Source organism: Rhizobium sp. 10N414 (assembly GCF_056394785.1).
The window spans coordinates 1-24,227 of record NZ_JBFTIN010000002.1 but is presented as its reverse complement, the minus strand read 5'-3'; the positions used below and the strand labels follow the sequence as shown (position 1 = coordinate 24,227).

Here is a 24,227-nt window from a genome sequence, read left to right as displayed (position 1 = left end):
CTAGGTGACAGGACCTATCCAGGGGAAACCTTACCGTCTCTGATCCCGAGCCTCGGTTGAAACCGCTAAGACGCGCGACTTGATTGGGTGTGGGCGATGCCGATATTGAAATTCGGGCGTTTTGAGCTGGATCCGTCTCAAAGGCGGCTGACCGAATCCGGAAAAGCCCTCCAGTTGGGTGGTAAGGCATTCGATATCCTAGCCGTTCTAGCCATGTCCGCGGGCGAGATAGTCACCAAAGCGACACTCATCGAAAAAGTTTGGCCCGACACAATCGTTGAGGAAGGCGCACTGAGGGTCCATCTTGTGACCCTCCGCAAGCTGCTTGGGGACCGCCACGCCGGTCGATATATCGAAAACGTTCCCGGTCGGGGTTACGTTTTCGTGATGCCGGTGGAAGTTACTAACGAGCCGACACGGGCAAAGGACCCGACACCCCGCCGGATCCATCAGAGCCTGCCTCGCCTCACTGAGCGTCTTATCGGCCGTGACAGTATCGTGGCTGAAATCTCAGCGCTGGTTTCAAGCAACCGGATCGTGACTATTGCAGGTGCTGGAGGTGTTGGTAAGACTTCCGTGGCTCTTGCGGTCGCGGAGGCGGAGAGCACCCAGCGCGAGGTCCTGTTCGTTGATCTAGCGTCTCTGAGCGAGGAGAGTGAGATAATTCCAACACTCGCTACTCTGCTTGGCTTCAAGTCGCTCTTGGACGACACTCGACAAGCCGTTCTAGGCGCGCTGGCCGACCGGAACTATTTCGTTCTGTTGGATAACTGCGAACACCTCATTACGTCGGTGGCAGTGCTTGTAGAAGATATTATTGCGACGACGGACACGGCGACGGTTCTTACCACGAGCCGCGAGCCCCTCCGTGTATCCGGCGAGAAAATTCGCCAGCTTCCTTCGTTAGCCGTCCCCCCGGAAGGCGCAAGTCCTTCCGAAATACGCTCGTCCCCCGCGGTTGAACTGTTTATCGACCGCGTACTGCTCTCCTCCGAGCAGGAAAACTTTGAAAAGGACGAGACCGTCTCCGCCGCTGCGGAGGTTGTGCGCCGACTTGATGGCATCCCCTTAGCAATCGAACTGGCTGCGTCCGGTGTAGCAAACCTCGGTCTTGCCCATCTTTTGGCCTCGCTCGATAATCCGCTTTCGGTTCTACGACGCGGTCGCCGCACGGCACCACCAAGGCAACAAACGCTCCGGGCAACCTTGGACTGGAGCTTCGAGAATCTGACTCAGGAAGAGCGCCTGCTTTTCCAGTATGTTGCTATGTTCGCCGGCGCGTTCAGCACGGAAGCCGCTCTGACAATCAGTGCTGCGGCCATGACCACCGATGATTTTTACCAAGCGTTTGACGGTCTTTTCCTCAAGTCACTGCTTTCCGTTAGCGGCGGCGATGGGAAATATCGACTTCTCCAGACAACGCGCAGCTATGCTATCGAGAAGGTGGCGCAGAGCGGAAGCATGGTTCCCCTTCACTTAGCGCACGCTTCCTACTGCGAAACCACGCTCGCGCGCGCCGCGGAAGACTGGAAGACATTGCCCACCGCTGACTGGATGCGGCGACATGGCGACCTCATCCACGACATAAGAAGCGCAATCAATTGGGCGCTTGAGACCGATGATTTCAGTCAGGTCGGTGTGGAACTCGCAAGCCGCTCGAACATCTTCTGGGTCCAACTCGGCCTGATGAATGAGCAGATTGGTGTGACCGAGCGCGCGCTCAAGAAAACACAGGGGTCCCCAGCCGAAGGTACAGAAACGGAATTGGACCTGCGACTCTCGAGAGGAAGTGCGCTTTATCACACGAAGGGCTTCCCCGCTGACACCGACTGCTTCGCGGAATTCCGAAGAGCGGTCGAAATCGCGGATAGAATAGGGAACGTGCGGAAGCTCGTAGCGGCACAAAGCGGGCTCATAGCCTTGCTAACATCGCACGGACGTTATGGTGAAGCAATCGAGCGGGCCTTGGCATTGCGCGAGCGCCATAACCAGCTTCCGCGTGAAACCTTCAGTCGTATGCTCGAGCACAATTACCTGTTCCATGGCGATCTGGAACTGTCACGATGGGAGCTTGCGGGGTCCTTCAGCGATGCTAGCGGTGAGGTCAGACGCACGGCTAACCATGGAATGGGCTTTGATCAACGGATCATCGCCCTGGCCGTCATGACGTTTGTCGATTTTCTGGAAGGAAAAACAGTTACATCTCTCACCGTGTTGGAAGACGCCGTCGCGGAGGCGAAGAAGCTCGACTACTCCATAGCGTCCTGCCTGCTGCTGATGCTCAGCGCCTTTCCACTCAATTTCCTTGCCGGGAGGACTGCTATTGCTATCGGGCATCTCGATACGGCGGAAAAGCTCGCCAAGGAGCACCGCCTGGTCCGATGGCAGCAGTGGATAGGGTCATATCGTCAACTGCTTCTGCCTGGCACGGATAGTGAAAATACGTTGAACACAGAGCTCTCCGAGTCTCTTGGCATGCGCCTCGAATATCTTGTTGTCGTGTCAGGTACCCGCGCTCCGCTCGACCAAATCGAGCGAGCGCTCGCTGGGGATGGCGGGTGGTGCCGCGCGGAACTCCTACGCCTCAAGGCGCTCTCGATCCACTCGAGTGATCGGGGAGCTGCCGATGTGATCCTCCAGGAAGCAATGAACAATGCCCGTTCTAACGGTGCGGTTTTCTGGGAGTTGCGCTGCGCGATGACCGCACACGCATTCGCCGAACCTATTGAACGCTCGACCGGCGACATCGCGGCCATTGTTTCCAAATTTGAGCCCGCCTCGGAGACCGACGATCTTAGACTAGCTGCCGATTTGGTGGGACGAGCACGAGGTGCCCGATCATAAAAGACGCGCATGGAAACGTTCCTAGAAAGCTGCAAAAGGATCACTCAAGAAGCTGTTGACGATCTCGTTTTACGGGCGATGGAGAGGCTCCGCTCCAGATGGATCCGGGTGGATAGAGCTGCGGTCAGGCTCGAAATGTTCCGCGCTATTTGGACTAGCAGACGAAACCCACAATTCAGGTGAGCCCGGGAGTCCCGATCCTCTGGGCGGCTTACAAGCTGATGTTGCGCACCACCTCCCTAGACTATCGGCTTTCGATCGAAGACTGCTCCTGCTGGTGTCTGTGGAGGATTTGAGCCATGAGGACGCAGCGTGGGTACTTCGTACGTCGGAGAGCCAGATCCTGCCGGGTCTGGCTCGTGCGCGGGAACGCCTGCGGAAGAGTGTCGAAACATCGTTACGCCAATACCCCGCGGCGAACGGACATCTGAGGCGGATTAAATGACGGGAAAGCCATCCGACGCCGAGTTCGACCTATACATCGACCGACGGTTGCCCGACGATCGCAGGCGGGCCGTTGAAGATTACCTGCGAAGCGACTTGAACGCCGCGCAGCGCGTGGGCGCACACTTACGGCAGGCGGACGGTCTTCGTGTGGAACTGCGCCCCATCGCGGATCTACTTTTGCCGGCCGTCTTCGATAGATCTGCACTCGAACGCGGTTTTATGCTTCCCGCACTGATGTCGTCTTGGTCAATGGTATGCGGTTTCTCTGATAGCTTTCGGGGTCGGTTTAGTCGTCGGCTGTATTGCGGCGCAGCCCCTAACGTTTTGACGGTAAGCGATGTCTCTGTGGCACCCTAGCGGAATGCGTTAGGTAGTTTCGATGATTGGCGCGCAACGGAGGGCTGCTTAGCGCCGCCACATGCGGACGTCGCCAGGCAGTTGTTCGGCGGCGATGCACCGGGGACCTACCTGCGCTAATTCAGTGATATTTTTGGCTTCGGTTGTTGAAGGCGGGCTTGGTCCCCTCCAACACTGTTACAACGTGTTTGTTTATGATGGGCGCTTCGATCGCCCCCGACACGTAAGTAATCTTCGGGTTTGCTTTTCTGTCAAACTCCGCAAAGATGATCTGCTCGGCATCGCATACTACGGCGAGATTGGGGTTGTGGGTAACCATGATAATCTGGCGGTTCTGTTTCGCCTGTTCGAGAACCGGGACGAGCAAGCTGACCACCGTCTCGTTGTCTAGGTTTTCTTCTGGTTGGTCCAAAACGATTGGGTTTCTGCCTTTGTCAACTAAGAGATAGAAGATCAACAGCAGCGCACCGCGCTGACCAGGTGACAGTTGCTCTATCTGGGTGTCCTGGAAAAGCAGGGTGTATTTTGGCTCCAAATATTCCAGGCCAAATATGAAGTCGTAGACTTCTACGGACTCACGATCCTTGCGGAGCACGGGACGTATCCCTTCACCACCCCCTGACACCCGGTTCGAGGCCTCCCTCACAAGAGCATCCATATCATCGACGAACTGGGTCGCATGATCTCTCGCTGTGAAATCGTGCTTTTCGAAGCGCGACCTCACTGCAGCAAGGCTTTCTTCTTCTCCTCGCAACTCTCCGGCATTCTGTTTGATCAGAGTGAACAAGCGAGATGCAATCGCCTCCACAGAAGCGCCAAGCTTGGCGACAAATTCCAGCTTGTATCCTTCTCTTATCAGGGTATTGCCTTGGATCAGCGATTGAAGAGGAGAAAATAGTTCGGCCCGACCTTCACGCTGGGCGGCCAAAAGGTCATAAATCTCACCCGCTAACTCGCGCCTGTCTCCGCGTTTCTTGCCGAGCGCCTCCGGTAACACCTTCAGCTGTGACAAGCGGGCGGTGAGGCCGCGAACGCTTTCAGCCGATGTTTCTGTTCCTTCCAACGTTGCCAAGGTCTTTTGCCACCGCTCCATCGCAGCCAGATACTCCTGGTACAATTGTTGCGGCTCATTAAGCTTGCTTGCGAGCGCCAGTCGCACTTGCTGAATTGCTTGCTTGCGCTGCTCAAATTGAGCGGCCCGTTCGATCAGTTGTGCGGTTTCGTCATCTAAGGCATTTTCGATTTCGGCCAGTTTTGCCAGGTCGCTTTTATATTGAACGACGTCGTCAAGCTGCAGGCCGATGTTCTTCAGGTCCGCCGAGATGCCGGACCGCAATTCTCCAAGCTGGGATTCAAAAATCGCCACTCTAGCATTGATATTCTTTATAGAGCGCCGCTTTGAGGCAACGAGGACCTGTTGTTCTTTCGTTTTTTCAAGCGCCTCGGCCAATTGTTCATCTCTTCGGAATGGGCGACAAGCTGCGATGTCGCGTCCTGTTGCTCAGCCGAAAGCTCGCCGGTCGGCGCAGGGACCTCCTTCGGGACGGCAGCCTTGTGCTCCACAACTTGCTGACGCTTCAAAGACAACTGTTCTTCAAGGTTCGATTTCAGCGCAGGGTTTAGCTGATCCTCGATATGGACGATTTCCTCGTTCAGTATTCTAAGCCGTTTTCGGAGTTCCCCGATCTTAGCTCGATGGACCTCTTCCTGCTTTTCAATAAGTTGCTCAAAATCCAGGGCCCCGTCCGCAACCTCGGTTGGAACATGGGTGAAGATAACCGATCGAAGCTCATTCTCGAAGGCATTGGACGTGCCCATAACGTGTTCGTTGCATAGGGCTTCGAAGCGCCCCTGCGGAATATACTTCACCAGCTCGACGCGTTCCGCAGAGGGATTATCGCTCAAAACCATCGAGCCAGGCTCACCAGCGAGCCAGTTCAACGTTCCCTCGAAATGGTGCGCAGGCTCGCCGTTCTTTCCACGGAAGCGTTTGGTCTGAAGGAAGGAGAAGTGCTTCTGCTGCTGCGAATTCCCAAGCAAAGCGATTACATCTGCAAGTGCGCTCTTGCCGCTGCCCTTATTTCCGATGATGGCAACCAGGTCATGGTTCAAAGTCACCTCGACGCCATCGAGCCAATCGTCCGAAAAAGTGCTGTTTGGCACCTTTTTGATTGCGATCCTGTCGATGTAGAAGGTTTTGAGGGAGTTCACCAGTTCCAGCTTTAGCGGCATCGCGCCGAGGAATGACCGCTTTGCGGGTTCGCGAATTGCCTGCAGAAGTCCTTCCCAGGTTGGGTCAGCTTTGATCCAAGTCTTTTTGTTTGAGGGAAAGTCGCCATACCCGCGCTTGTTGTTATCGCCAGTGACGCCACGAAACCGATGAGAGTCGCTGCCCGAGACTGCCAGCCTTGGCACATCTCGCAACGCTGCCTGGAACGCTTCGATCCATTTCTTGTTGCCAGGCGTTTTTACACCGGCAAATGCGGCCCATTCATTGTGGTCGCGTGTCTCGAATATGGGTGATGTTTCGAAGAGACTCAGCGCGTAAGCGTAATGTTGGTTGCGCTCAATATCGGTCAAACCGTCATTGGTCGAAAATGGCATAAACCCAATGGCCATTTCGTTGGGTACCTTGCGAATTGCCGCCTTATAGGCGTCGCAGTTGATCTCACCTATCGTGTACCCTGCCTGGAGCGCTACTGCTTCATCCGCCTCAACGTCAGCTTTCTTGAAGCCGTGGTGAGCAAGTTTTTCCAAAGATGCGCGGCGTGCGTAGTCTGCAAGCGCCGCGTCAGACAGCGGTCGGTCAATTAGCTCTAGTTTCTGAGCGGAAAGGAAATCTCGGAGGTGCTGGTCCTGAATCTTGTCAGAGAAAACGACATGTGCATTCAACCTGCCGCGCATCGGAGCTGACAGGCGAAGCTCTATTCCAGGAAAGACGGTCTTTTCGAGCATGGGAGCCGTCGGGTCCTGTAACCTCCGCTTTAAGAGGAACCATCCTTCGAACGTGAAGTAATCCATGAACGCGAACACTTGCGGTTCGGCTTCGTTCAGAGCGACGATCAGATCATCGATGATTCCGTTATTATGGACATCATTGCCTGGGATGAATCGCGCGCCTTCCCAGTGAAATGAGGCCGGCGTATGAATGTGAAGGTCCCACAGTCTCCATTCGGAGCCGCGCGGATAGGTAGTATTCCCAAGCATATGTTTTCCGTGTGCTAAAGGTAGAGATTCTACCGGAAAGTTACATTGCTCACATTTTACGGTCTACTGGTCGTATGCGATTTTTCAACATATAGGGGAAATCGGGTTACGCGATCGCAGCAATCGCGGGCGGTAAACCATCTGTGATCGGTGAGGAAAACTCGAGGGGCGGCCCAAGCCTGAATTCGGCTTTGATGTTGCAAAATTGCCTGGCAGCAATTTTACGTTTGACGTGCGCCTATCCCCGGAGCTTCAGGGCCTGGTGGATCTGGCTCACGACCGCCGCTCCCTCTCCGACGGCAGCAGCCACCCGCTTGGTCGATCCCGCCCTGACATCGCCGATAGCGAAAATGTTCGGAACGCTGGTTTCCAAAGGAAAGGCCTGGCGATCGTTTACTGTAGCGAACTGATCGCCAAAGCCACCCCCCGTCATGACGAACCCGCTAGAGTTCCTGGCGATTCTGCCGCCGATCCAGTCGGTGTTGGGTTCTGCGCCGGCGAATAGAAACAGGTGCCTGAATGCGCAGCTTTTTTCCTCGCCGGAAACCTTATGACGCAACGTGCCTGAGACGTCAGGCTCGCCGGTCCTTTCGACCGAGACAAGCTCGCTTCCAAGATGGATATCAACGTTTGGCAGCGCATTGATCCTGTCGATCAGGTACTGAGACATGGTCTCGGACAAGTCGCGACGAACAATCAAATGCAGACGACGCACACGCGGTGCAAGGAAAACTACCGCCTGCCCAGCGGAGTTTCCCCCGCCGATCAGCGCTACATCTACATCCTCGCAGAGCTTCGCTTCCAATGCCGATGCCCAATATGAAACAGCGCTCGTCTTGATTTCATCGAGCCCATCGATCTCCGGGGTCCGATAGCGCGCTCCCGAGGCGATCACGAGCGTTTTCGCGCGAACTTCCTGCCCGCCTTCGAGTGCGAGTACGATTGGGGAAGTTTCGGGTGCAGCCGGATCCGGCGTCACGAGTTCCCTTACCCTAAGCGGCAGCGCGACTTCGACACCGAATTTAAGCGCTTGACTAAAAGCGCGCCCCGCTAGAGCTGCTCCTGATATTCCGGTGGGAAAGCCCAGGTAGTTCTCGATTCGAGAAGAGCTTCCCGCTTGTCCGCCGATGGCACGCTCGTCGACGACGATCGCTTTTAGACCTTCCGACGCAGCATAGACCGATGTTGCCAGGCCTGCCGGCCCGGCCCCGACGATGGCGACATCGTAGAGTACCGTCGGATCGAGTTCGGGTGTGATGCCGAGGCAAACTGCGGCCTCTGTATCGGTCGGGTTTTTCAAGATCGTGCCACTGGGGCAAACCATGAGCGGGAGGTCGACGGGCTGCATTCCTAGCCGCTCCACGAGCACCCGCCCCTCCTCGTCAGAGGCCGCGTCGAGTACAATGTGGGGATATCCGTTACTTGTCAGGAAGCCCTGTAGTCGGATTAGCGAGGGGTCACTCCTTGTGCCCAGCAGGATTGAGCCACCCAAGCCAGCATCCAAATAGGCTACACGCCTCAATATGTATGCTCGCATGATCGTCTCACCGACTTCGGCCGACCCGATGATCAATGACCTCAGATGAGCAGCGTCGAAAGAAAGGAATGTACAGCCTTCGGGCCCTGCACGGAGACCGGCAAGCGCAGGGCGGCCTGATAGCTGATTGATCTCGCCGGAAATTTGCCCGGTATGATGCGATGCCACACCGTGGTCACCTTTGAATCCATCATGGCGGTAGGCGTCGACTTGCCCGTCCAATACCAGCAGAGCTGGCGCATTTCGTTCACCAACGGCAAAGATGCTTTCGCCCGGGCCGAGAGACGTCGGACCGCCGCATGCGAAACGTTGCGCTATCTCGATCTGCAATGATGTTAGCGTCGGAAATCGCTGGTAGTCGCGTGAGCTGGTTTCCATTGATATGTCCTAGTTGTCTGAGGTGTGCTCCGCTCTCGGAGCGGAGTCGCTGAGTGCGTAAGGACTAGCGGCCTACGTCATGCGTCCCGAGGCGGGCGGATCGCTAGCCGGGAAGCTCTCAAGCAGTGCTTCCTCAACACCGTCGGCACTTCGTCGCTCTACAACTTGAGGCAACTCGAGCGCGATCTCCGCGAATTCCGGCAGGGTCTCGACGCTATCTCGAACCTCTTCATCTTCGTGTCCGGCAATCTTGTTCATGGAACATCCTTTCAAAGGCTGACGGGATCCTAGCGGAGGCAATTCTAGCGTCTTGGACATTTCGTCCCCGGGAAACTCGCACGCCACGCCCAAATCCTACAATCGTGTTTGCCCATGATGTTTCAGTCTCGGCCCACCGACGGTTTGACCGTCCGAACAATCAGAGGGTCTCGACAATGCCATCCCGCAGGAAACTTTCGCTACTGGCCGCGTTTTTCAGCGCGTCCATCAGCTCGAACGCCATCAGCCAAGAAACACCCCCAGCACCGCAGGTCGTGGTTGCAAAACCAGTCGTCCGCGAGATCGTTGACCGCGACGAATTCATCGGCCGCTTCCAGGCGGCAGAAGAGGTCCAGTTGCGCGCCAGAGTCGGTGGATATCTCCAAGCTATCAAGTTTAAGGACGGCCAACTTGTCAAAGAGGGCGACGAGCTTTTCGAAATTGACCAGCGGCCATTCGCGACCGCGCTCGGACAGGCGAAAGCCAGCCTATCGGTCGCTAATGCATCCCTTATTTTCGCACAGGCTCAGTTCGACCGGGTAAACTCGTTGGTTAAGTCCGGCAGTCAGACAGTGTCGTCGCTGGACGACCGTCGTCGCGAGCTGGATTCCGCCTTTGCAAACGTGCAGGGCGCGCAGTCAGCATTGGATAGAGCCAATCTGGACCTGATGTATAGCCGGATCACAGCTCCACTCAGTGGGCGGATCGACCGTCACCTTATTTCCGTCGGAAACCTGGTCCAACTGGACCAGACCGTCCTTACCTCGATCGTAATGCTCGACCCTATCGATTTCTATTTCGATATCGATGAACGACGGCTGCTCAATTACGCCGACACCGCGCGGAAGCGTGGCGAGGTGCTCCAAAGTGGTGGTGGAGGCCTCAAGGTCTCCGTGAAGCTGGGTGACAGGGATGGATCCCCCTACTCCGGCACCCTCGACTTCGCCGAAAACCGGGTTGATCCGCAGACCGGCACGCTCCGTGCTCGAGCAAGGTTTGCCAATCCTGATTTCGTCCTGCAGCCGGGTCTCTTCGGCAGAGTTGAGCTTGAGGGTTCGAATTCGTATCAAGCGGTTCTCATCCCCGACGAAGCAATCAGCTCGGATCAGGACGAGCGCGTGGTCTTCATCGTCGACAAGGATAATGTCGTAACCACCAAGGCAATTCGCCCAGGGCCGCGTGTGTTCGGCTACCGGGTCGTAAGAAGCGGACTCGACGGCAGTGAGTCGATCGTGGTTCGCGGCGTTGTCCGTATTCGCCCGGGCATGAAGGTCGACCCGAAAGAGACGACGCTACCGCAAGATAACTCCGCTGGGGTTCCCGAGACCGCATCGGGCGCGGAGGCAGGGCAATGAGATTCGCTCATTTCTTCATCTCGCGACCGATTTTGGCCTGCGTCATCTCGCTGGTGCTCATGATCGTGGGCGCAATTGCCTATTTCGAATTGCCGGTCTCACAGTATCCGGAGATCGCTCCCCCGACCATCGTCGTTCGGACGTCGTATCCGGGCGCGGATTCCCAGACGATTGCGGACACCGTCTCCACGCCGATCGAGCAGGAGGTCAACGGCGTCGAGGACATGCTCTACATGTCATCGTATTCGAGCGCGGACGGCGCGATGACGCTGACTATCACCTTTGCTCTGGGCACAGACCTGGATAAAGCCCAGGTCTTGGTTCAAAATCGCGTTGCCGTCGCCCTGCCCCGCCTGCCGCAGGAAGTTCAGCGGCTCGGCGTAACTACAACGAAAAGCTCGCCCGACCTTCTGATGGTCGTCCACCTGCTTTCGCCGACCGGACGGTACGATCAGCTTTACACCTCGAACTACGCGAGAAACCGTGTTCGCGACGTGCTCGTACGCCTGCAGGGCGTGGGTGACATTCAGATTTTCGGCGAACGGCAGTACGCCATGCGCATCTGGCTGGATCCTGAGAAGCTTTCTTCCTACGGGATGACAACGAGCGATGTCGTGAATGCCCTCCGGGACCAGAACGTGCAGGTATCCGGTGGTTCGATTGGCGCTCCGCCAACCGCGAAGGAAAACCCTTTCCAGTACGCCGTGCGAACCGACGGGCGCTTCTCGGACGCCCGGCAGTTCCGTTACGTTATCGTCAAATCCACGCCCGATGGCCGGCTCGTGAAGCTCGAGGACGTGGCTCGGATCGAACTCGGCGCGCGTGACTACGTGACAAACGCCTACGTCAACAATCAGCCTGCGGTCGGCATGGGCATCTTCGCCCGGCCCGGCACCAATGCGCTGGAGACTGCGGCCCAGATCAAATCGATCATGCATGACCTTTCCGGCCAGTTCCCGCCCGGTCTCGAGTACAAAATCATCTACGACACGACCTCCTTCGTCTCGGACTCCATCAACGAGGTCTATCGGACCATTGGCGAGGCCATCATCCTTGTGGCGGCGGTCGTCCTGATCTTCCTTCAGTCGTGGCGAACGGCGATCGTCCCGATCGTTGCGATTCCGGTTTCACTGGTCGGTACATTCGCATTCCTCGCCGCATTCGGGATGTCCCTCAATATGCTGACGTTGTTCGGTCTCGTCCTAGCGATCGGCATTGTTGTGGACGACGCGATCGTCGTGGTCGAAAACGTAGAACGCAACCTGGCAAAGGGCATGTCGCCCAAAAGGGCAGCACACGTTACGATGGACGAAGTCGGCACAGCCGTAATCGCCATCTCGCTCGTGTTGATTGCGGTGTTCCTTCCTACTGCATTCATCCCGGGGATTTCCGGTCAGTTCTACAGGCAGTTCGCGGTTACGATCTCGATCGCAACGGCGATATCGGCACTCAACTCGCTCACTCTCTCTCCGGCGATCGCCGCTATCGTCTTGCGCCCGCATGATCACGGAAACGCTCCCAGAAACATTGCGGGTCGGGCGGGAAAGTGGTGCGCCGACGTGTTCAACCGCTGCTTCGACAAGCTTAGCTCGGGCTACTCGTCGAGCGTCCGGCACATCGTTGACTCCAAGACAGGATTGAGTTGCGCCATCCTGGTTTTCGCCGCCCTACTCGGCGCGACGTGGTTCCTCAATACCAAAGTTCCAAGCGGCTTTATCCCGATCATGGACCAAGGCTACGCAATCGTTGTCGTGCAGCTCCCGGAAGGTGCTTCGCTCGACAGAACGGATGCCGTCATCAAGAAGGCCGGCGAGATCGCTCGGACGACGCCAGGCGTCGCGAACGCTGTCCAGTTCGCTGGCTTCAGCGGCGCGACCTTCACAAATGCCTCCAACGCCGGCGTCATCTTCACACCGTTCAAGCCGTTCGAGGAGCGCTTGGAAAGCGGTGACAACTCTACGAAGATCATCCAGACTCTCTATAAGAATCTGCAAAGCCTCGACGAGGCGTTCATCATTGCCATCCCGCCTCCGCCGGTCCAGGGCATCGGCAACTCCGGTGGCTTCAAGATGCAGATAATGGACCAGGACAATTCCAACATGGCTCGCGTCCTGGGTCTGGCCCGCCAGATGATGGTAGCGGCCAACCAGACCCCCGGCCTTACCGGAGTTTTCACGACCTTCTCCGAGTCGAGCCCCGAGTTCTATCTCTCGATCGACCGTGATAAGGCACAGTATCTTAACGTGCCAATCCCCAACATCTTCGAAACGCTGTCGAACAACCTCGGCGTAGCTTACGTAAATGATTTCAATGCATTCGGACGGGTGTACCAGGTACGCGCCCAGGCAGACAAGCAATTCCGCGTCGAGCGCGACGACATGCTCGACCTCAAGGTGAAGTCCGCTGCTGGCGCACTAGTACCGTTGGGTACCCTAGCCGACATCAAGGAAACCAGCGGCCCTGAACTCGTGCAACGGTACAACATGTATGTCTCCGTTCCCCTGCAAGGGAATGCAGCACCCGGCGTTTCCACCGGCGAAGCGATTACGAAGATGCAGGAATTGGCCACCAAGACCCTACCGCCCGGCACTACATATGAATGGACAGAGCTTTCCTATCAGGAAACACATGCGGGGGGCAGCGCGGTCTACATCTTCGCCCTCTCCGTCATATTCGTGTTCCTCGCACTATCGGCACAATATGAGAGCTGGATTTTGCCGGCGGCAATCATCCTGATCGTTCCATTAGCTGTGCTGGGTGCCCTGTTTGGCGTCTACCTAAGGGGCATGGACAACAACATCCTGACCCAGATCGGCTTCGTGGTTCTCATCGGCTTGGCTGCGAAGAACGCGATCCTGATCGTGGAATTCGCCCGCCAGGCCCAGGATGCGGGCAAGAGTGCAGTCGAGGCGGCTATCGAAGCCTGCCATCTGCGCCTTCGCCCGATCCTGATGACGGCCCTCGCCTTCATCTTCGGCGTCTTGCCGCTTGCCATTGCCGAGGGACCAGGCGCGGAAATGCGCCGATCACTCGGTACGGCCGTCTTCAGCGGAATGATCGGCGTCACGATGTTCGGCTTGTTTCTCACACCGGTGTTCTTCGTTCTCTTGCGGTCGCGGTATCGCCCGAAAGAGATCGAGGAAGAAGACTGGAGGGTTGAGCCGGCTCAGGCGGCCGAGTAAAATTACGATCCAGTGCCGAAGGAGCGCCGCTGCCACGCGGCGTTTCTGCTTTAGGACAACGTGATACTGCCTCAGAGAGGGATTCCCAGTTGCGCACGATAGGTTTCATTCTAGAGGACGGCTTTCAGGTGATGGGTCTGGCCGCGCTATCCGCATTCGAGTTTGTGAACGACACGCTTGGCGAAGAAGCTTATCGGCTCCGGGTCATGTCAGAGTCAGGGGGTACCATAAGGTCGTCGCTCAAGATAGGAATCGAGACGGCTCCCCTATCCGATTTTCCCGACACTCTGATTGTTGTCGGTGAATTGGTTCCCAAACTGCCTTCGCAGAAGCTGCGCGAATACATCGCGCGTGCAGGGAGGACAGAAAGCAGGCGTGTCGCGGGAATCTGCACCGGAGCGTTCCTGCTCGCGGACGCAGGTCTCCTCAATGGGCGTCTCGCAACGACCCACTGGGCGCACGCGAAGCGGCTACAGGAACAGTATCCCCAAGTCCACGTGGACGACGACAGGATCTTCGTTCAGGACGGCAATATCTGGACGTCGGCCGGGATGAGCGCGGGGATTGATCTCACGCTAGCCCTTATCGAAGACGACTTCGATGCCGCGCTTTCCCGTTTGGTTGCTCGGAAGCTCGTCGTTTATCATCGGCGACCCGGGGGGCAATCGCAGTTCTCCGCTCTGTTAGACCTCGAACCGCGCTCAGACCGTATCCGCAAGGCTCTGGTTTATGCGAAGGAGCACCTCCGGAACCCCCTCAACGTCGAAGAACTTGCGGGCGCGGCGAACCTCAGCCCACGGCAGTTCAGCCGAATTTTCCTCAAGGAGACGGGCCACTCGCCCGCGAAGGCCGTCGAAAGGCTCAGACTCGAGGCTGCCAGAGCAATGCTGGAGGACGGACACCATCCAATTGAAATCGTCGCGCGAGACACGGGTTTCGCCGACCGAGACCGAATGCGACGGGCGTTCATGCGCTCATTCGGCCAGCCTCCCCAGAGCCTCAGGAGGGCATCTCATGCACCGGAGATCAAGCAATCTGAGCCTCTTGAGCCGTAGTGTGACCGAACCGTTCGCACCTTCTGCAATGTCCGAAAATGCCGTTTCAATGACATTTGAGACGGAGAGATTTTGGGACATGATCTGCCAATCGAAACGACGCCGATACGCCTAAGGTCGCGCCGTCTACTCGATTTGGAGATCTGAAATGAAAACAACTGGCAATACGATTTTCATCACTGGCGGCACTTCCGGTATCGGTCGCGGGCTTGCGGAAGCTTTTCACAAGCTTGGCAACAAGGTCATCATCGCCGGCCGCCGGAAGGCTCTTCTCGATGAGGTTTCTGCCGCAAATCCCGGCATCGAGGGCGTTGAACTCGATATCAGCGACATCAACGATATCGACCGCGTCGCCAAGCAGCTGATCACCGAGTACCCCAAGCTGAACGTCCTCATCAACAATGCTGGCATCATGCCGTTCGACGATGCTTCCGGTTTGATCGACGACAAGGTATCGCGCGGCATTATCGAGACCAATCTTCTCGGCCCGATCCGTATGACATCGGCTCTCATTGAGCATCTCAAGTCTCAGCCTTCGGCAACAATCATCAACAACACGTCGGTGCTCGCTTTCGTGCCTCTTGCATCGAATGCCGTCTACTCCGCCACGAAGGCTGCGCTTCACTCCTATTCGATGTCGCAGCGCTTCATGCTCCGCGACACCAATGTCACGGTCCAGGAAATCGCTCCGCCATGGGTTGACACGGACCTCGTCAAGAAGAGCGGCGATCCCCGTGCAATGCCGCTAGACGTCTTCATCGAGAAGACGATGAGGGGCCTAGAGACCGAAGATCCCGAAGTATACGTCGAGGAAATCGCGGCACTTCGCGACAACCCGGGCAGCAAGGAACACGCCTTCGTGCACGGGTTCAATCAGTCCTTGGCCGAAAACCCGATCCCAGTCTGAGCCCAATCAAGCGTGGAACTGTCCCCGCTCAGCGGCGCGGGACGGTTCCACGAGGAAAATCCAATGTCAGACAGATTTGATACTCGCGAGCGTAAAGCCGCTGCCAATTCGGCTTCAACGGGCGTCGCACCTTCACTGGTACCAGCCTATTTCCTCGCCCTTGGTACGTTTGCCATCGGCACCGAAGGCTTCATGATCGCTCCGCTTCTTCCGACTATCGCCGCCGACCTGGGAATGACGCTGTCTGCCACAGCAATGCTTGTGGTGATTTTCACGTTGGTTCTCGCCATCAGCTCGCCCATAACAACGGTCGCCACCGGGAAGTGGAACCGGCGCGACACGTTGGTCGCCGCGATGGTCATCTTTACCGCTGGCAACCTGCTCGCCGCGTTCTCAACAAACTTCGAGACCTTGGTTGTCGCGCGCATCCTGATGGCGATGGCTTCGGGCCTCTATGTGCCAAGCGCGAACGCCCTTGCTGGGGCGATTTCAGGACCGAGCATGCGGGGCCGCGCCCTCGCGATCGTGAGCGGCGGAATGACGATTGCAATCGCACTCGGCCTACCACTTGGTGCGGTTATAGGTCATGCGTTCGGTTGGAGGTCTACGTTCATTGCTGTAGCTATTATGGGTGTTGTAGCAATCACCGGGATCGTCATCGGTATAAAGCGATCCGTTGCTGAGGGTATGACCGTCGCCAGCTTGGCCGAACGTATCCACGTTGTTCGTCAATCGGCGATCCTGAAGCTTTTGGCAGTGACTATGTTCTGGTCGATCGGTGCGTATACAGCATACCCCTATATTGCACCGTACCTTAAAGGGGTGCTTGACTTCGATGTCGTTGGCATCGCGGCCACGGTTTCTCTGTGGGGCGTTGCGGCTGCGGTTGGAGTTACAACGGGTGGAGCGCTCAACGATCGTTTCGGCTCAAAGATGGTTGCCTCGTGTTCCCTCGCGTTGCTTGCCTTGGCCTTCCTTTCGTTGGCAGCCACCACGGCGCTTCCGCCAACTGTTGCTTTGCTCCCGGCACTCGTGGCGGTAGCAGCCTGGGGCTTCAGTGTCTGGTCATTCTTTCCTGCACAGATGGCACGGTTGATCGTCGCATCGTCGGCAGCCCAAGCATCCGTATCGCTCTCGCTCAACACCTCGACCATGTACCTCGGCTTCTCGATTGGCAGCGCGATTGGCGCGGCGATCGTCAGCGGTGGTAACATTTGGCTGATCGGTTTGACGGCAGGTGTAGCTGAGCTTGTGGCCCTTTTGCTTGATCGACGGTTCGACCCAGCTCGGCGCACCTAATTAGTGATATCAGTGCGAAGAGGGCCGACGGCGAGTAACCGCCGACCCTTTGTTCATGCTCCGCTGCGCTTCGTGTCTAGCCCAAGGTTTAATCACTTCCTGAACGCATCGAGATGGTCGGCTACGGTTCACTTACCAGCGATCCTGCCACGGGTGATCTCACGCTCAAGTTTAGCGCGATGACTGGCGTCAACGCGATGATAGAGGAGTTCCCGCTTGAGAAGGCATCTGAAGCATATGCGAAATGATGTCCGGCAAGGCTCGTTTCCGGATTGGACCGTGTCGGAAATGTGAGCTGACTCACTGAAACCTCATCGCCCGAATCGACCACTCGATTGTACAAGCCGCAGGCGATAAAGAGTGAGACCACTTCTCCATCGACGTCGCTTGACGGCCGACAAAAATCAGAAGGATTTACCATGCGCAAACATATCATACACGCCCTGCTTTCAATGACGGTGCTCGGCGCTCCCGCTTACGCACATTCTGCAGATAAGCCGACGGTTGTACTCGTACACGGCGCGTTCGCAGACGCTTCCAGCTGGAACGGTGTCGTCGCCAAGCTGGAGAAGGACGGCTATCCGGTCGTTGCGGTCGCCAACCCGCTTCGCAGCGTCCCCAGCGATGCCGATTACGTCCGACGTATTGTGGATGGCCTCAACACGAACGTTATTCTCGTCGGCCATTCCTATGGCGGTGCGGTCATCACCCAGGCGGCAGCCGGCGCGAAGTGGGTAAAGTCGCTTGTCTACGTCTCGGCTTTCGCACCGGATGTCGGTGAATCCGCACTCGATCTGACAGGCAAGTTTCCTGGCAGCACCCTCCCACCGACCCTTGCCACGCCGGTTACTCTCGAGAACAACGGCAAGGATCTTTATATCGACCAGGCCAAGTTTCCGGAACAGTTTGCAGCCGACGTTCCGCGTTCGGAAGCCAAGTTGATGGCGGCCACCCAACGTCCGGTGACGCAGGCTGCCCTCGAAGACAAGGCGAAGGACGTCGCCTGGAAGGATATCCCCTCCTGGTTCATATATGGTGACGCCGACAAAAACATTCCCCCAAAGGCTATCGGCTGGATGGCCGAGCGCGCTCACTCGAAAGAAACTGTCGTCGTGAAGGGCGCATCGCACGTCGTGATGGTTTCGCACCCGGATAAGGTGGCAAAGATCATCGAAGATGCAGCCAAGGCTAAGTGAAGCGATGGCCCGACGGAGGGTGATCTCCGTCGGCACCTTCACCGGCGTTCTGTCTGCAGCATACGGTCCCGTCCCGCACCAGCCAGTCCGCTCGAAGCGACGATTTGCTTATGCAGCATGCTGAATATAGTCACTATTCGTGGGCATCGCACTTGCCAAGGCCGCTGAGAATAGGTCATCGCAATGCGTCAACATCGCGTCGATGAAGCGCCCGTGATATACGCCATAAATCGTTCTGGTCGTGGTGGTTTTGTTGTGCCCGACGAAATTAAAGACCAACTGACCGTTGAGGAAAGACGGCCTCATACAGGCTTTGTTTCGCCACTGATCTGGCGTGTGGGTAAAGAGGGACGCCTCGACATTTTCCGCCAACGTGCGAAGGGCAGCGCTTACCGAGCTGCCCTTCGTCTCGATCGACCTAGCTCAGGCGAATGTCCGAAAGATCAATCGAAACCACCAGCGGCTCGTCAAGCGAGTTGCCGTCCGGCTGCCGCGGAAAAATCCGCCGGCGCGTCGGAAACTTGATGCCGTCGACGTCGGTGTACTCGGAGATGTAGTGTGCACCCGGCGTGTTGCCGGCAATCTCAACGTCGTAGTCATGGCGCTTTAGCAGGCCGGACGCGTCGACATACAACGTCTGGACAGTGGAGTGAGTTGCGATGTTCGACGGGAACGTGACACGCAACCGCCGCAAGGTCTCGCCTTTCTCGGTCCAGGTTTCGATTTCGGCGGTCTCAACGCCAGGAGCCGCTAGGACGAACGGCATATTAAGATACGTCCACATCGCGATGCCGGCAAAATAGCCGAGTTGCGGATCGGACCAGGTGGTCTCGAGCGTATGGCCGGCGAAAGAAGCCCGGGGCTCTTCCAGCTTTTCGACCACTTTGCCCGCGGAATCGGTGATAGTTACAAGATTTGGCTTGAAGTGGCTGACCTTGCCGTCCGCGCTGAACGGCGAGTGAGAGGCCCATTGCTCGCCGAGGCCAACAGTCAGATCGACCTCGTCGAGTTGACCTTCATGACCTTTGAGGGACCACAAAGCACCTCCTTGCTTGAGGTGTGCCGTTGCTTTCCCGAAGCGCTTCCAGCGATCAAGTCCGCCATGCGCATCGATGATGGTTTGCGCCAATTCGTTCATTGTCTTGTCTCCGTTCTATCTGAAATGAAGCTTAGTTTTTCTGGTTCAGGAATGTCGTGACGTGTGCGACAAACGTCTCGGGGTATTGGAAAAGCGCACCGTGTCCGGAATCCGGGTAGATGATCAGCGATGCGGTTCTCATTGCCTTGAACATCCGGTAGGCGTTGATTGACGGAAACATCGTGTCGTCGCTTCCGTGAACGATCAGCGTCGGTTGCTTGATACTCGCCACCGATTTCAGCTCCGGGTCTGGCTCAGCGCACCATGCAACGATCGCTGTTGCCTGCGGGATACTGACGGAGTCGCCCTTGTCCGGATCACGCTCCTGCAAACGGGCACCTGCACGTCGGACAAACGCCTCGCCTGCAGCCTGGCTCGCGGTCGAGCCGGTGAAGAACAATGGAAGCCGCACGTCGGCGGCCTTCTTGCTGAACGCGTCTTGGACCACCTGCGAGAGATGCTCCTCGCCTCCTTTTGGAGCACTCCCGACGACAACCAGCTTCCGCACCTTCACCGCCGCACGGTTGGCCATGGCTTGTGCGATGAAACCGCCCAATGAGAAGCCCAACAAATCGACCTCATCGAGATCCAGCGCGGCAATGAAGCTCTGAGCATCGAGCGTCATCTGTTCGACGTTGTCTGGTGTTGTGCCACTCGATGTACCCACACCGGCGTTGTTGAAAACGATAACCGGGCGATCGGCGGCGAGCCCGTTGACCACCAAGGGGTCCCAGGCATCCATCGTGCCAGTGAAATGTTGGAGCAACACCAATGGCGTTCCTGAGTCTGGCCCAAGCCTCCTGTAGGCGTATTGCGTTCGATATGCCTCGACGTATTGCGTCTGAGCGGTCTCCAAACGATCGGTCATGGAGCGTCCTTTCTAACTTACCTGGTCTTTGGCTGCTGGGCGGGGGCAAAGCGCGTGAAACCACCAGCGACATGACTTTCAAGCAGGTCGTTGAAAGGCGATCTTGTACAATACGTCAGCGACGCACGAACGCCGAAGACGATGGCCATTTAGGTCCGCGATTTTACAAGATCGATGTCGGCCTAGCGTTGCAGTTTGAGCGCATCCAAATGAAGGAGCGTTGAAATGACTGCACAGTCGATAGCGCAAGCCGTCGTACCCGCCCTCGGAGAAGTCCCCGACTTCCAGGTAGGCGATCGGGTTCGGACGGCCGTGCGCTTTCCGGTCGGCCACTACCGACTTCCCACCTATCTCCGCGGCAAGGCCGGCACTGTCGAACGCATTATCCCTACGATGGGCGTCGACAACGAGGAGGAAGGCTATGGCCGGAATGCCGGGTCGAAGGGTCATTACTACCGCATCGCGATCCCCATGACCGAAATCTGGGCCGACTACAAAGGCCAGGCCACCGACGGCCTGCGGATCGAAGTCTTTGAAACCTGGCTGGAGAGGATTTGACCTTGCACGACGACAATCACGATCACGACGGCCTTGACCACGATCATCACGACCATGATCATTCTCATCCGCACGAGGAGATCTCTATCACGGAGCTTCCGGGCTATTACGACATGCTGGAAACCGCTGTCCGCGAGCTGCTCGTCGAACGCAAGCTCTTCGGCGCGGACGAAATCCGTAGACAGATTGAAGTGTTGGATTCCCGCACTCCCGCGCTCGGTGCAAAGGTCGTTGCGCGAGCCTGGGTCGACGAAGAGTTCCGCAAGCGCCTGCTTGAGGACGGCCGGAAGGGCTGCGAGGAACTCGGTATCACTTTCTACGACGATACCCAGCTGATCGTTCTAGAAAACACGGCCGAAGTCCATAACCTCATCGTCTGCACGCTGTGCTCTTGCTACCCGCGGCCCGTCCTCGGCTTGCCGCCGGACTGGTACAAGCTCAAGCCGTATCGAGCCCGGGCGGTTTACGAGCCCCGTGCCGTTCTCGAAGAATTCGGCACGCACATTCCGGACGATATCGAGATCGTCGTCAGCGATTCTACAGCGATGGTTCGTTACCTCGTGCTGCCTATGCGGCCGGCGGGAACAGAAGGTCTGTCCGAAGAAGAACTTGCCGCGCTGGTAACGCGCGACGCGATGATCGGCGTAATCCCGGTCGAATATCAGAAGAGGGCTGCATGATGTCCAGCGAAGGTCTCGTAAAGAAACTGCCCAACGACATCGGTGGCGACGCCAGCGGGAAAATCGAACGTGTCGAACACGAGCTTTTGCCGTGGGAGAAGCGCTGCCACGCCCTGGCAGACGTCCTCGATTTCCACAAGATCATCAATACCGAGGAGAAGCGCCGCGGTGTCGAGGCGCTAGGCTCGGAGATGATCGGAAAGCTCTCCTACTATGAGCGCTGGATCGTTGCCTTCGCCAACATCTTGTTCCAAAAGGGTATCCTGACCCCGAGCGATATCGCCGCCAAAATGGCCCAGGTCGAGGCGCACGCAAAAAGCCAGTTGCAAGGCCAACCCAATGGCTGAGATCGCGGCGACGCGCGAAGCGGCGTGCTTTTTCGAAGTCGATGGGACGATACCTGTCCTGCGACGTTCGTTTGTCGAAGCGGTTGGCACCTGCTTGCTGACAATTGCGATGGTTGGCTCCGGCCTAGCCGTCGAGCAGAAGCTCGCGGGGGAGCGAATCGCGGCATCGCTCGTTATCGCGATCTCGATCGCCGGTTCGCTAGTGGGACTGATCATCGCCCTCGGAAAGGTTTCCGGGGGCCACTACAATCCCCTGATCACCTTCGGTCAATGGCTCCGAGGCGAACGCCCCGCCGTCTGCACGATTTCGTATGTCGTTGCCCAAATCGTCGGTGGGGTGGTTGGCGCGATCATCACCACGACGATGTTCGGTGCAGCAGCCAACCCGAATATAGGAAGTGAACCCTCTCCCGGCCTTGTCATCAGCGAGATCGTAGCTTCGGCGGGGTTGCTTACGATCGTCATTGGCTGCGGGCGAAGCGGTAAATGGGATACGGGTCCATTCGCCGTTGGTGCTTGGTTGGTTGCGGCCATTTTAGCCACGCCATCGACGTCTTTTGCCAATCCCGCAGTCACTATTGCTGCAGCGTTCGCAGGCGGTCCGGTGGCGCTGAGCATAGCGACCGCGGCTGCGTTCGTCGTGGCTCAGGTCGTCGGTTTGCTCGTAGCACTTGGGATAACTAAAGTCGCATTCGAGGAGCGTAAGCCATGCCCCGCCAACGTGGTTCAATTTCGAGGTCAGCCCAATGATCAAGCCTAAGGGTATGACCGTCCTCGAGACCCAGCTGCCGCCGCACAAAGCGATCGAGCGGTTTCGCTCTGCCGTGGAAGCATCCGGGATGAAGGTGTTTGCTGTCATCGACTTCGCCGCGGACGCGAAGAATGCTGGGTTGACCATGGAGGATGCAGTCTTGCTCATCTTCGGCAATCCAAAAGTCGGGACTCTTCTGCTCATCGACGCACCGCACACGGGTATCGATCTGCCGCTCAAGGCGCTTGCCTGGACCCATCAAGGCAAACAATGGCTGTCATACAACGAGCCTGCCTATATCGCGCGCCGACACGGCCTCTCGATGGCCGGACCGATCCAAAAGATGTCTGAGGCGCTCAAACACGCCGCGACAGCAGCCATCAGAAACGAAGCATCCTAAGAAAAAGAGGAACCGATATGACAACGATCACTGAACAAAAAGTCGCCCATGCAACCACACCCGCAAAGGCCTCCGCACTACTCATGCTTGGTTTGTTGGGCACACTTCTGGTTGGCGGCGTAGGCTTCGCCGGAATTCCAGCAATCCACGACGCCGCTCACGATGTCCGTCACACTCTAAGTTTTCCCTGCCATTGAGGTCGGAACCATGGCCTATCTTCAGAAACTCTTCTTTGCAGCCCTGATCGCAGGTCTCATCGGAGGCTTTTTCGCGTCGGCGCTCAATATCTCGGTTACCGTGCCAATGATCCTCCAGGCGGAGGTGTACGAGCATACGACCGAACATGCCCACGCCGGCGAACATGGAGCACAGGAGCACCCTGAGGTGGCTACATTCGCGAGGAACACGCTGACGGTCGTCGGCATGATCCTGGCTTATGTCGGCTTCGCGTTTATGATGACGGTCCTCGCCGAACTCAAAGGTAGCTTGACGTCCTGGAAATCCGGTCTCGCGTGGGGCGCTGCCGGCTACCTCGTCTTCAGCCTCGTTCCCGCACTCGGCCTTCCGCCGGAGCTTCCCGGGATGCCAGCTGCGGACCTCCTTCAGCGCCAGGTTTGGTGGATCGCTTGCGCTGCCTGCACTGCGGGCGCGATCTTGCTTGCGTTAAACTATCGCAGTCCGTTGGCGCTCTTTGGCGCGGCGGCGCTCGTAGCGATGCCATTCCTGGTCGGCGCACCTGCAATCTCGGAAGCGGCGACACTGGTTCCGGAAGCGCTGCACCATCAGTTCGTGATCGGGACGCTTGCGGCGAACCTGGTGACCTGGCTAGCGATGGGACTTTCCCTGGGGATGCTGAGATCTCCCGGGCGTTCACAGTTGGCGGCTCGCGGCATCTAGCAAACCTTTACTCCTGCCGACGCCCACTCGCGTTTTCTGTCGGTCAGTGAAAGCACTTGAACGGTTAGACGGCAGCCGATCAACGACCCGCAAGTATGGCTTGCCGACGTTCTCGCTCGCATCACCGACACGCCAATTACCAGGCTGGAGTAATTGCTTCCGTGGAACTGGACACCGCGCGCGATCGACGCTCAAGCGACTTAGCCTGCGGCCTTCGCCGAAGGCTTACGGTGTAGTGGAAGTTGATGACATACATCTGTTCGCTGGATCACCGGAAGGTATCATGCTTCGCGAGTATCAACGACAATAAGGTCCGGCGGTCGATCATTCGATTGATTACGAGCCTGGCGAAAACTGGCGCAGACGCTTTTTAAGCGCTGTCAGCATATAGCGGCCGATTATAAGGTCGGCTATCGTCCTAGTAGCGCGTTTTCGTGGTTCGAATCATATCAAGCAGCCTCGGCGAGCTTGTATGACCATGTGTGGATGACGGGATGACGATTGATGTCGTCGATACCGGCCATAATGCGTTCCTTGAGCTCGTGTTTTGAGGTCACCCGGATGTG

Annotated in this window: 20 protein-coding genes; 14 read left to right on the top strand and 6 right to left on the bottom strand. The window is 57.3% G+C overall.

What is annotated here, in order from left to right; translation table 11 throughout:
- The first annotated feature begins 96 nt into the window (after positions 1-96).
- Positions 97-2,844, top strand: coding sequence for an ATP-binding protein (locus AC1DE4_RS03310; RefSeq protein ID WP_477879882.1), 2,748 nt, complete (start codon positions 97-99; stop codon positions 2,842-2,844).
- 925 nt (positions 2,845-3,769) lie between these two features.
- Here the strand turns inward: AC1DE4_RS03310 and AC1DE4_RS03305 are convergent.
- From AC1DE4_RS03305 to AC1DE4_RS03290, 4 genes are all read right to left on the bottom strand, one after another.
- The gene (locus AC1DE4_RS03305; RefSeq protein WP_477879880.1) at positions 3,770-5,098 is read right to left on the bottom strand and encodes an AAA family ATPase; all 1,329 of its coding nucleotides are present in this window, start codon (positions 5,096-5,098) and stop codon (positions 3,770-3,772) included.
- The gene (locus AC1DE4_RS03300; RefSeq protein ID WP_477879878.1) at positions 5,032-6,855 is read right to left on the bottom strand and encodes a hypothetical protein; all 1,824 of its coding nucleotides are present in this window, start codon (positions 6,853-6,855) and stop codon (positions 5,032-5,034) included. The genes AC1DE4_RS03305 and AC1DE4_RS03300 overlap by 67 nt, the downstream gene beginning before the upstream one ends.
- A 238-nt stretch (positions 6,856-7,093) precedes the next feature.
- Positions 7,094-8,770, bottom strand: a complete 1,677-nt coding sequence (locus AC1DE4_RS03295) for an FAD-dependent oxidoreductase (RefSeq protein WP_477879876.1) — start codon at positions 8,768-8,770, stop codon at positions 7,094-7,096.
- 72 nt (positions 8,771-8,842) lie between these two features.
- The gene (locus AC1DE4_RS03290; RefSeq protein WP_477879874.1) at positions 8,843-9,028 is read right to left on the bottom strand and encodes a hypothetical protein; all 186 of its coding nucleotides are present in this window, start codon (positions 9,026-9,028) and stop codon (positions 8,843-8,845) included.
- Between the two features lie 176 nt (positions 9,029-9,204).
- On the opposite strand from AC1DE4_RS03290, the gene AC1DE4_RS03285 reads away from it, so the two are divergent.
- The 6 genes from AC1DE4_RS03285 to AC1DE4_RS03260 all read left to right on the top strand — a co-directional run bounded on the left by AC1DE4_RS03285 (position 9,205) and on the right by AC1DE4_RS03260 (position 18,022).
- The gene (locus AC1DE4_RS03285) at positions 9,205-10,383 is read left to right on the top strand and encodes an efflux RND transporter periplasmic adaptor subunit (protein WP_477879871.1); all 1,179 of its coding nucleotides are present in this window, start codon (positions 9,205-9,207) and stop codon (positions 10,381-10,383) included.
- Positions 10,380-13,565, top strand: coding sequence for an efflux RND transporter permease subunit (locus tag AC1DE4_RS03280; protein ID WP_477879869.1), 3,186 nt, complete (start codon positions 10,380-10,382; stop codon positions 13,563-13,565). The genes AC1DE4_RS03285 and AC1DE4_RS03280 overlap by 4 nt, the downstream gene beginning before the upstream one ends.
- Before the next feature lie 89 nt (positions 13,566-13,654).
- Positions 13,655-14,620 carry a GlxA family transcriptional regulator gene (locus AC1DE4_RS03275; protein ID WP_477879867.1) on the top strand — a complete coding sequence of 322 codons (966 nt, stop codon included), beginning with the start codon at positions 13,655-13,657 and terminating at the stop codon, positions 14,618-14,620.
- A 148-nt stretch (positions 14,621-14,768) separates the two neighbouring features.
- Positions 14,769-15,527 carry an SDR family oxidoreductase gene (locus AC1DE4_RS03270; protein WP_477879865.1) on the top strand — a complete coding sequence of 253 codons (759 nt, stop codon included), beginning with the start codon at positions 14,769-14,771 and terminating at the stop codon, positions 15,525-15,527.
- 12 nt (positions 15,528-15,539) lie between these two features.
- Positions 15,540-16,826: an MFS transporter gene (locus AC1DE4_RS03265; protein ID WP_477879863.1), complete on the top strand. Its 1,287-nt coding sequence runs from the start codon at positions 15,540-15,542 to the stop codon at positions 16,824-16,826.
- Between the two features lie 419 nt (positions 16,827-17,245).
- A complete protein-coding gene (locus tag AC1DE4_RS03260; RefSeq protein WP_477879861.1) occupies positions 17,246-18,022 on the top strand; it encodes an alpha/beta fold hydrolase in 777 nt (258 codons plus the stop codon).
- A 418-nt stretch (positions 18,023-18,440) separates the two neighbouring features.
- On the opposite strand, the gene AC1DE4_RS03255 is transcribed toward AC1DE4_RS03260, so the two are convergent.
- Together AC1DE4_RS03255 and AC1DE4_RS03250 are read right to left on the bottom strand one after the other, a co-directional pair.
- Positions 18,441-19,160 carry a hypothetical protein gene (locus AC1DE4_RS03255; RefSeq protein ID WP_477879859.1) on the bottom strand — a complete coding sequence of 240 codons (720 nt, stop codon included), beginning with the start codon at positions 19,158-19,160 and terminating at the stop codon, positions 18,441-18,443.
- Between the two features lie 31 nt (positions 19,161-19,191).
- Positions 19,192-20,028, bottom strand: a complete 837-nt coding sequence (locus AC1DE4_RS03250) for an alpha/beta fold hydrolase (RefSeq protein ID WP_477879857.1) — start codon at positions 20,026-20,028, stop codon at positions 19,192-19,194.
- 225 nt (positions 20,029-20,253) lie between these two features.
- Here AC1DE4_RS03250 and AC1DE4_RS03245 point away from each other — a divergent pair, with 225 nt between their 5' ends.
- The 7 genes from AC1DE4_RS03245 to AC1DE4_RS03215 are packed head-to-tail and all read left to right on the top strand — an operon-like array spanning position 20,254 to position 23,661.
- Complete coding sequence (locus AC1DE4_RS03245; RefSeq protein WP_477879855.1) at positions 20,254-20,586, top strand: SH3-like domain-containing protein; 333 nt, start codon at positions 20,254-20,256, stop codon at positions 20,584-20,586.
- Entirely contained in the window at positions 20,583-21,266 is a 684-nt protein-coding gene (locus tag AC1DE4_RS03240) for a nitrile hydratase subunit alpha (RefSeq protein WP_477879853.1), read from the top strand. Before AC1DE4_RS03245 ends, AC1DE4_RS03240 begins: the two co-directional genes overlap by 4 nt.
- The gene (locus tag AC1DE4_RS03235; protein WP_477879851.1) at positions 21,263-21,613 is read left to right on the top strand and encodes a nitrile hydratase; all 351 of its coding nucleotides are present in this window, start codon (positions 21,263-21,265) and stop codon (positions 21,611-21,613) included. Before AC1DE4_RS03240 ends, AC1DE4_RS03235 begins: the two co-directional genes overlap by 4 nt.
- Positions 21,606-22,373, top strand: coding sequence for an aquaporin (locus AC1DE4_RS03230; RefSeq protein ID WP_477879849.1), 768 nt, complete (start codon positions 21,606-21,608; stop codon positions 22,371-22,373). Before AC1DE4_RS03235 ends, AC1DE4_RS03230 begins: the two co-directional genes overlap by 8 nt.
- Positions 22,360-22,764 (top strand): DUF302 domain-containing protein, encoded by a 405-nt coding sequence (locus AC1DE4_RS03225; RefSeq protein ID WP_477879847.1) that lies wholly within the window; start codon positions 22,360-22,362, stop codon positions 22,762-22,764. Before AC1DE4_RS03230 ends, AC1DE4_RS03225 begins: the two co-directional genes overlap by 14 nt.
- 17 nt (positions 22,765-22,781) lie before the next feature.
- Positions 22,782-22,961 carry a CbtB domain-containing protein gene (locus AC1DE4_RS03220; RefSeq protein WP_477879845.1) on the top strand — a complete coding sequence of 60 codons (180 nt, stop codon included), beginning with the start codon at positions 22,782-22,784 and terminating at the stop codon, positions 22,959-22,961.
- A 10-nt stretch (positions 22,962-22,971) separates the two neighbouring features.
- Positions 22,972-23,661: a CbtA family protein gene (locus AC1DE4_RS03215; RefSeq protein WP_477879843.1), complete on the top strand. Its 690-nt coding sequence runs from the start codon at positions 22,972-22,974 to the stop codon at positions 23,659-23,661.
- Positions 23,662-24,227: the final 566 nt, after the last annotated feature.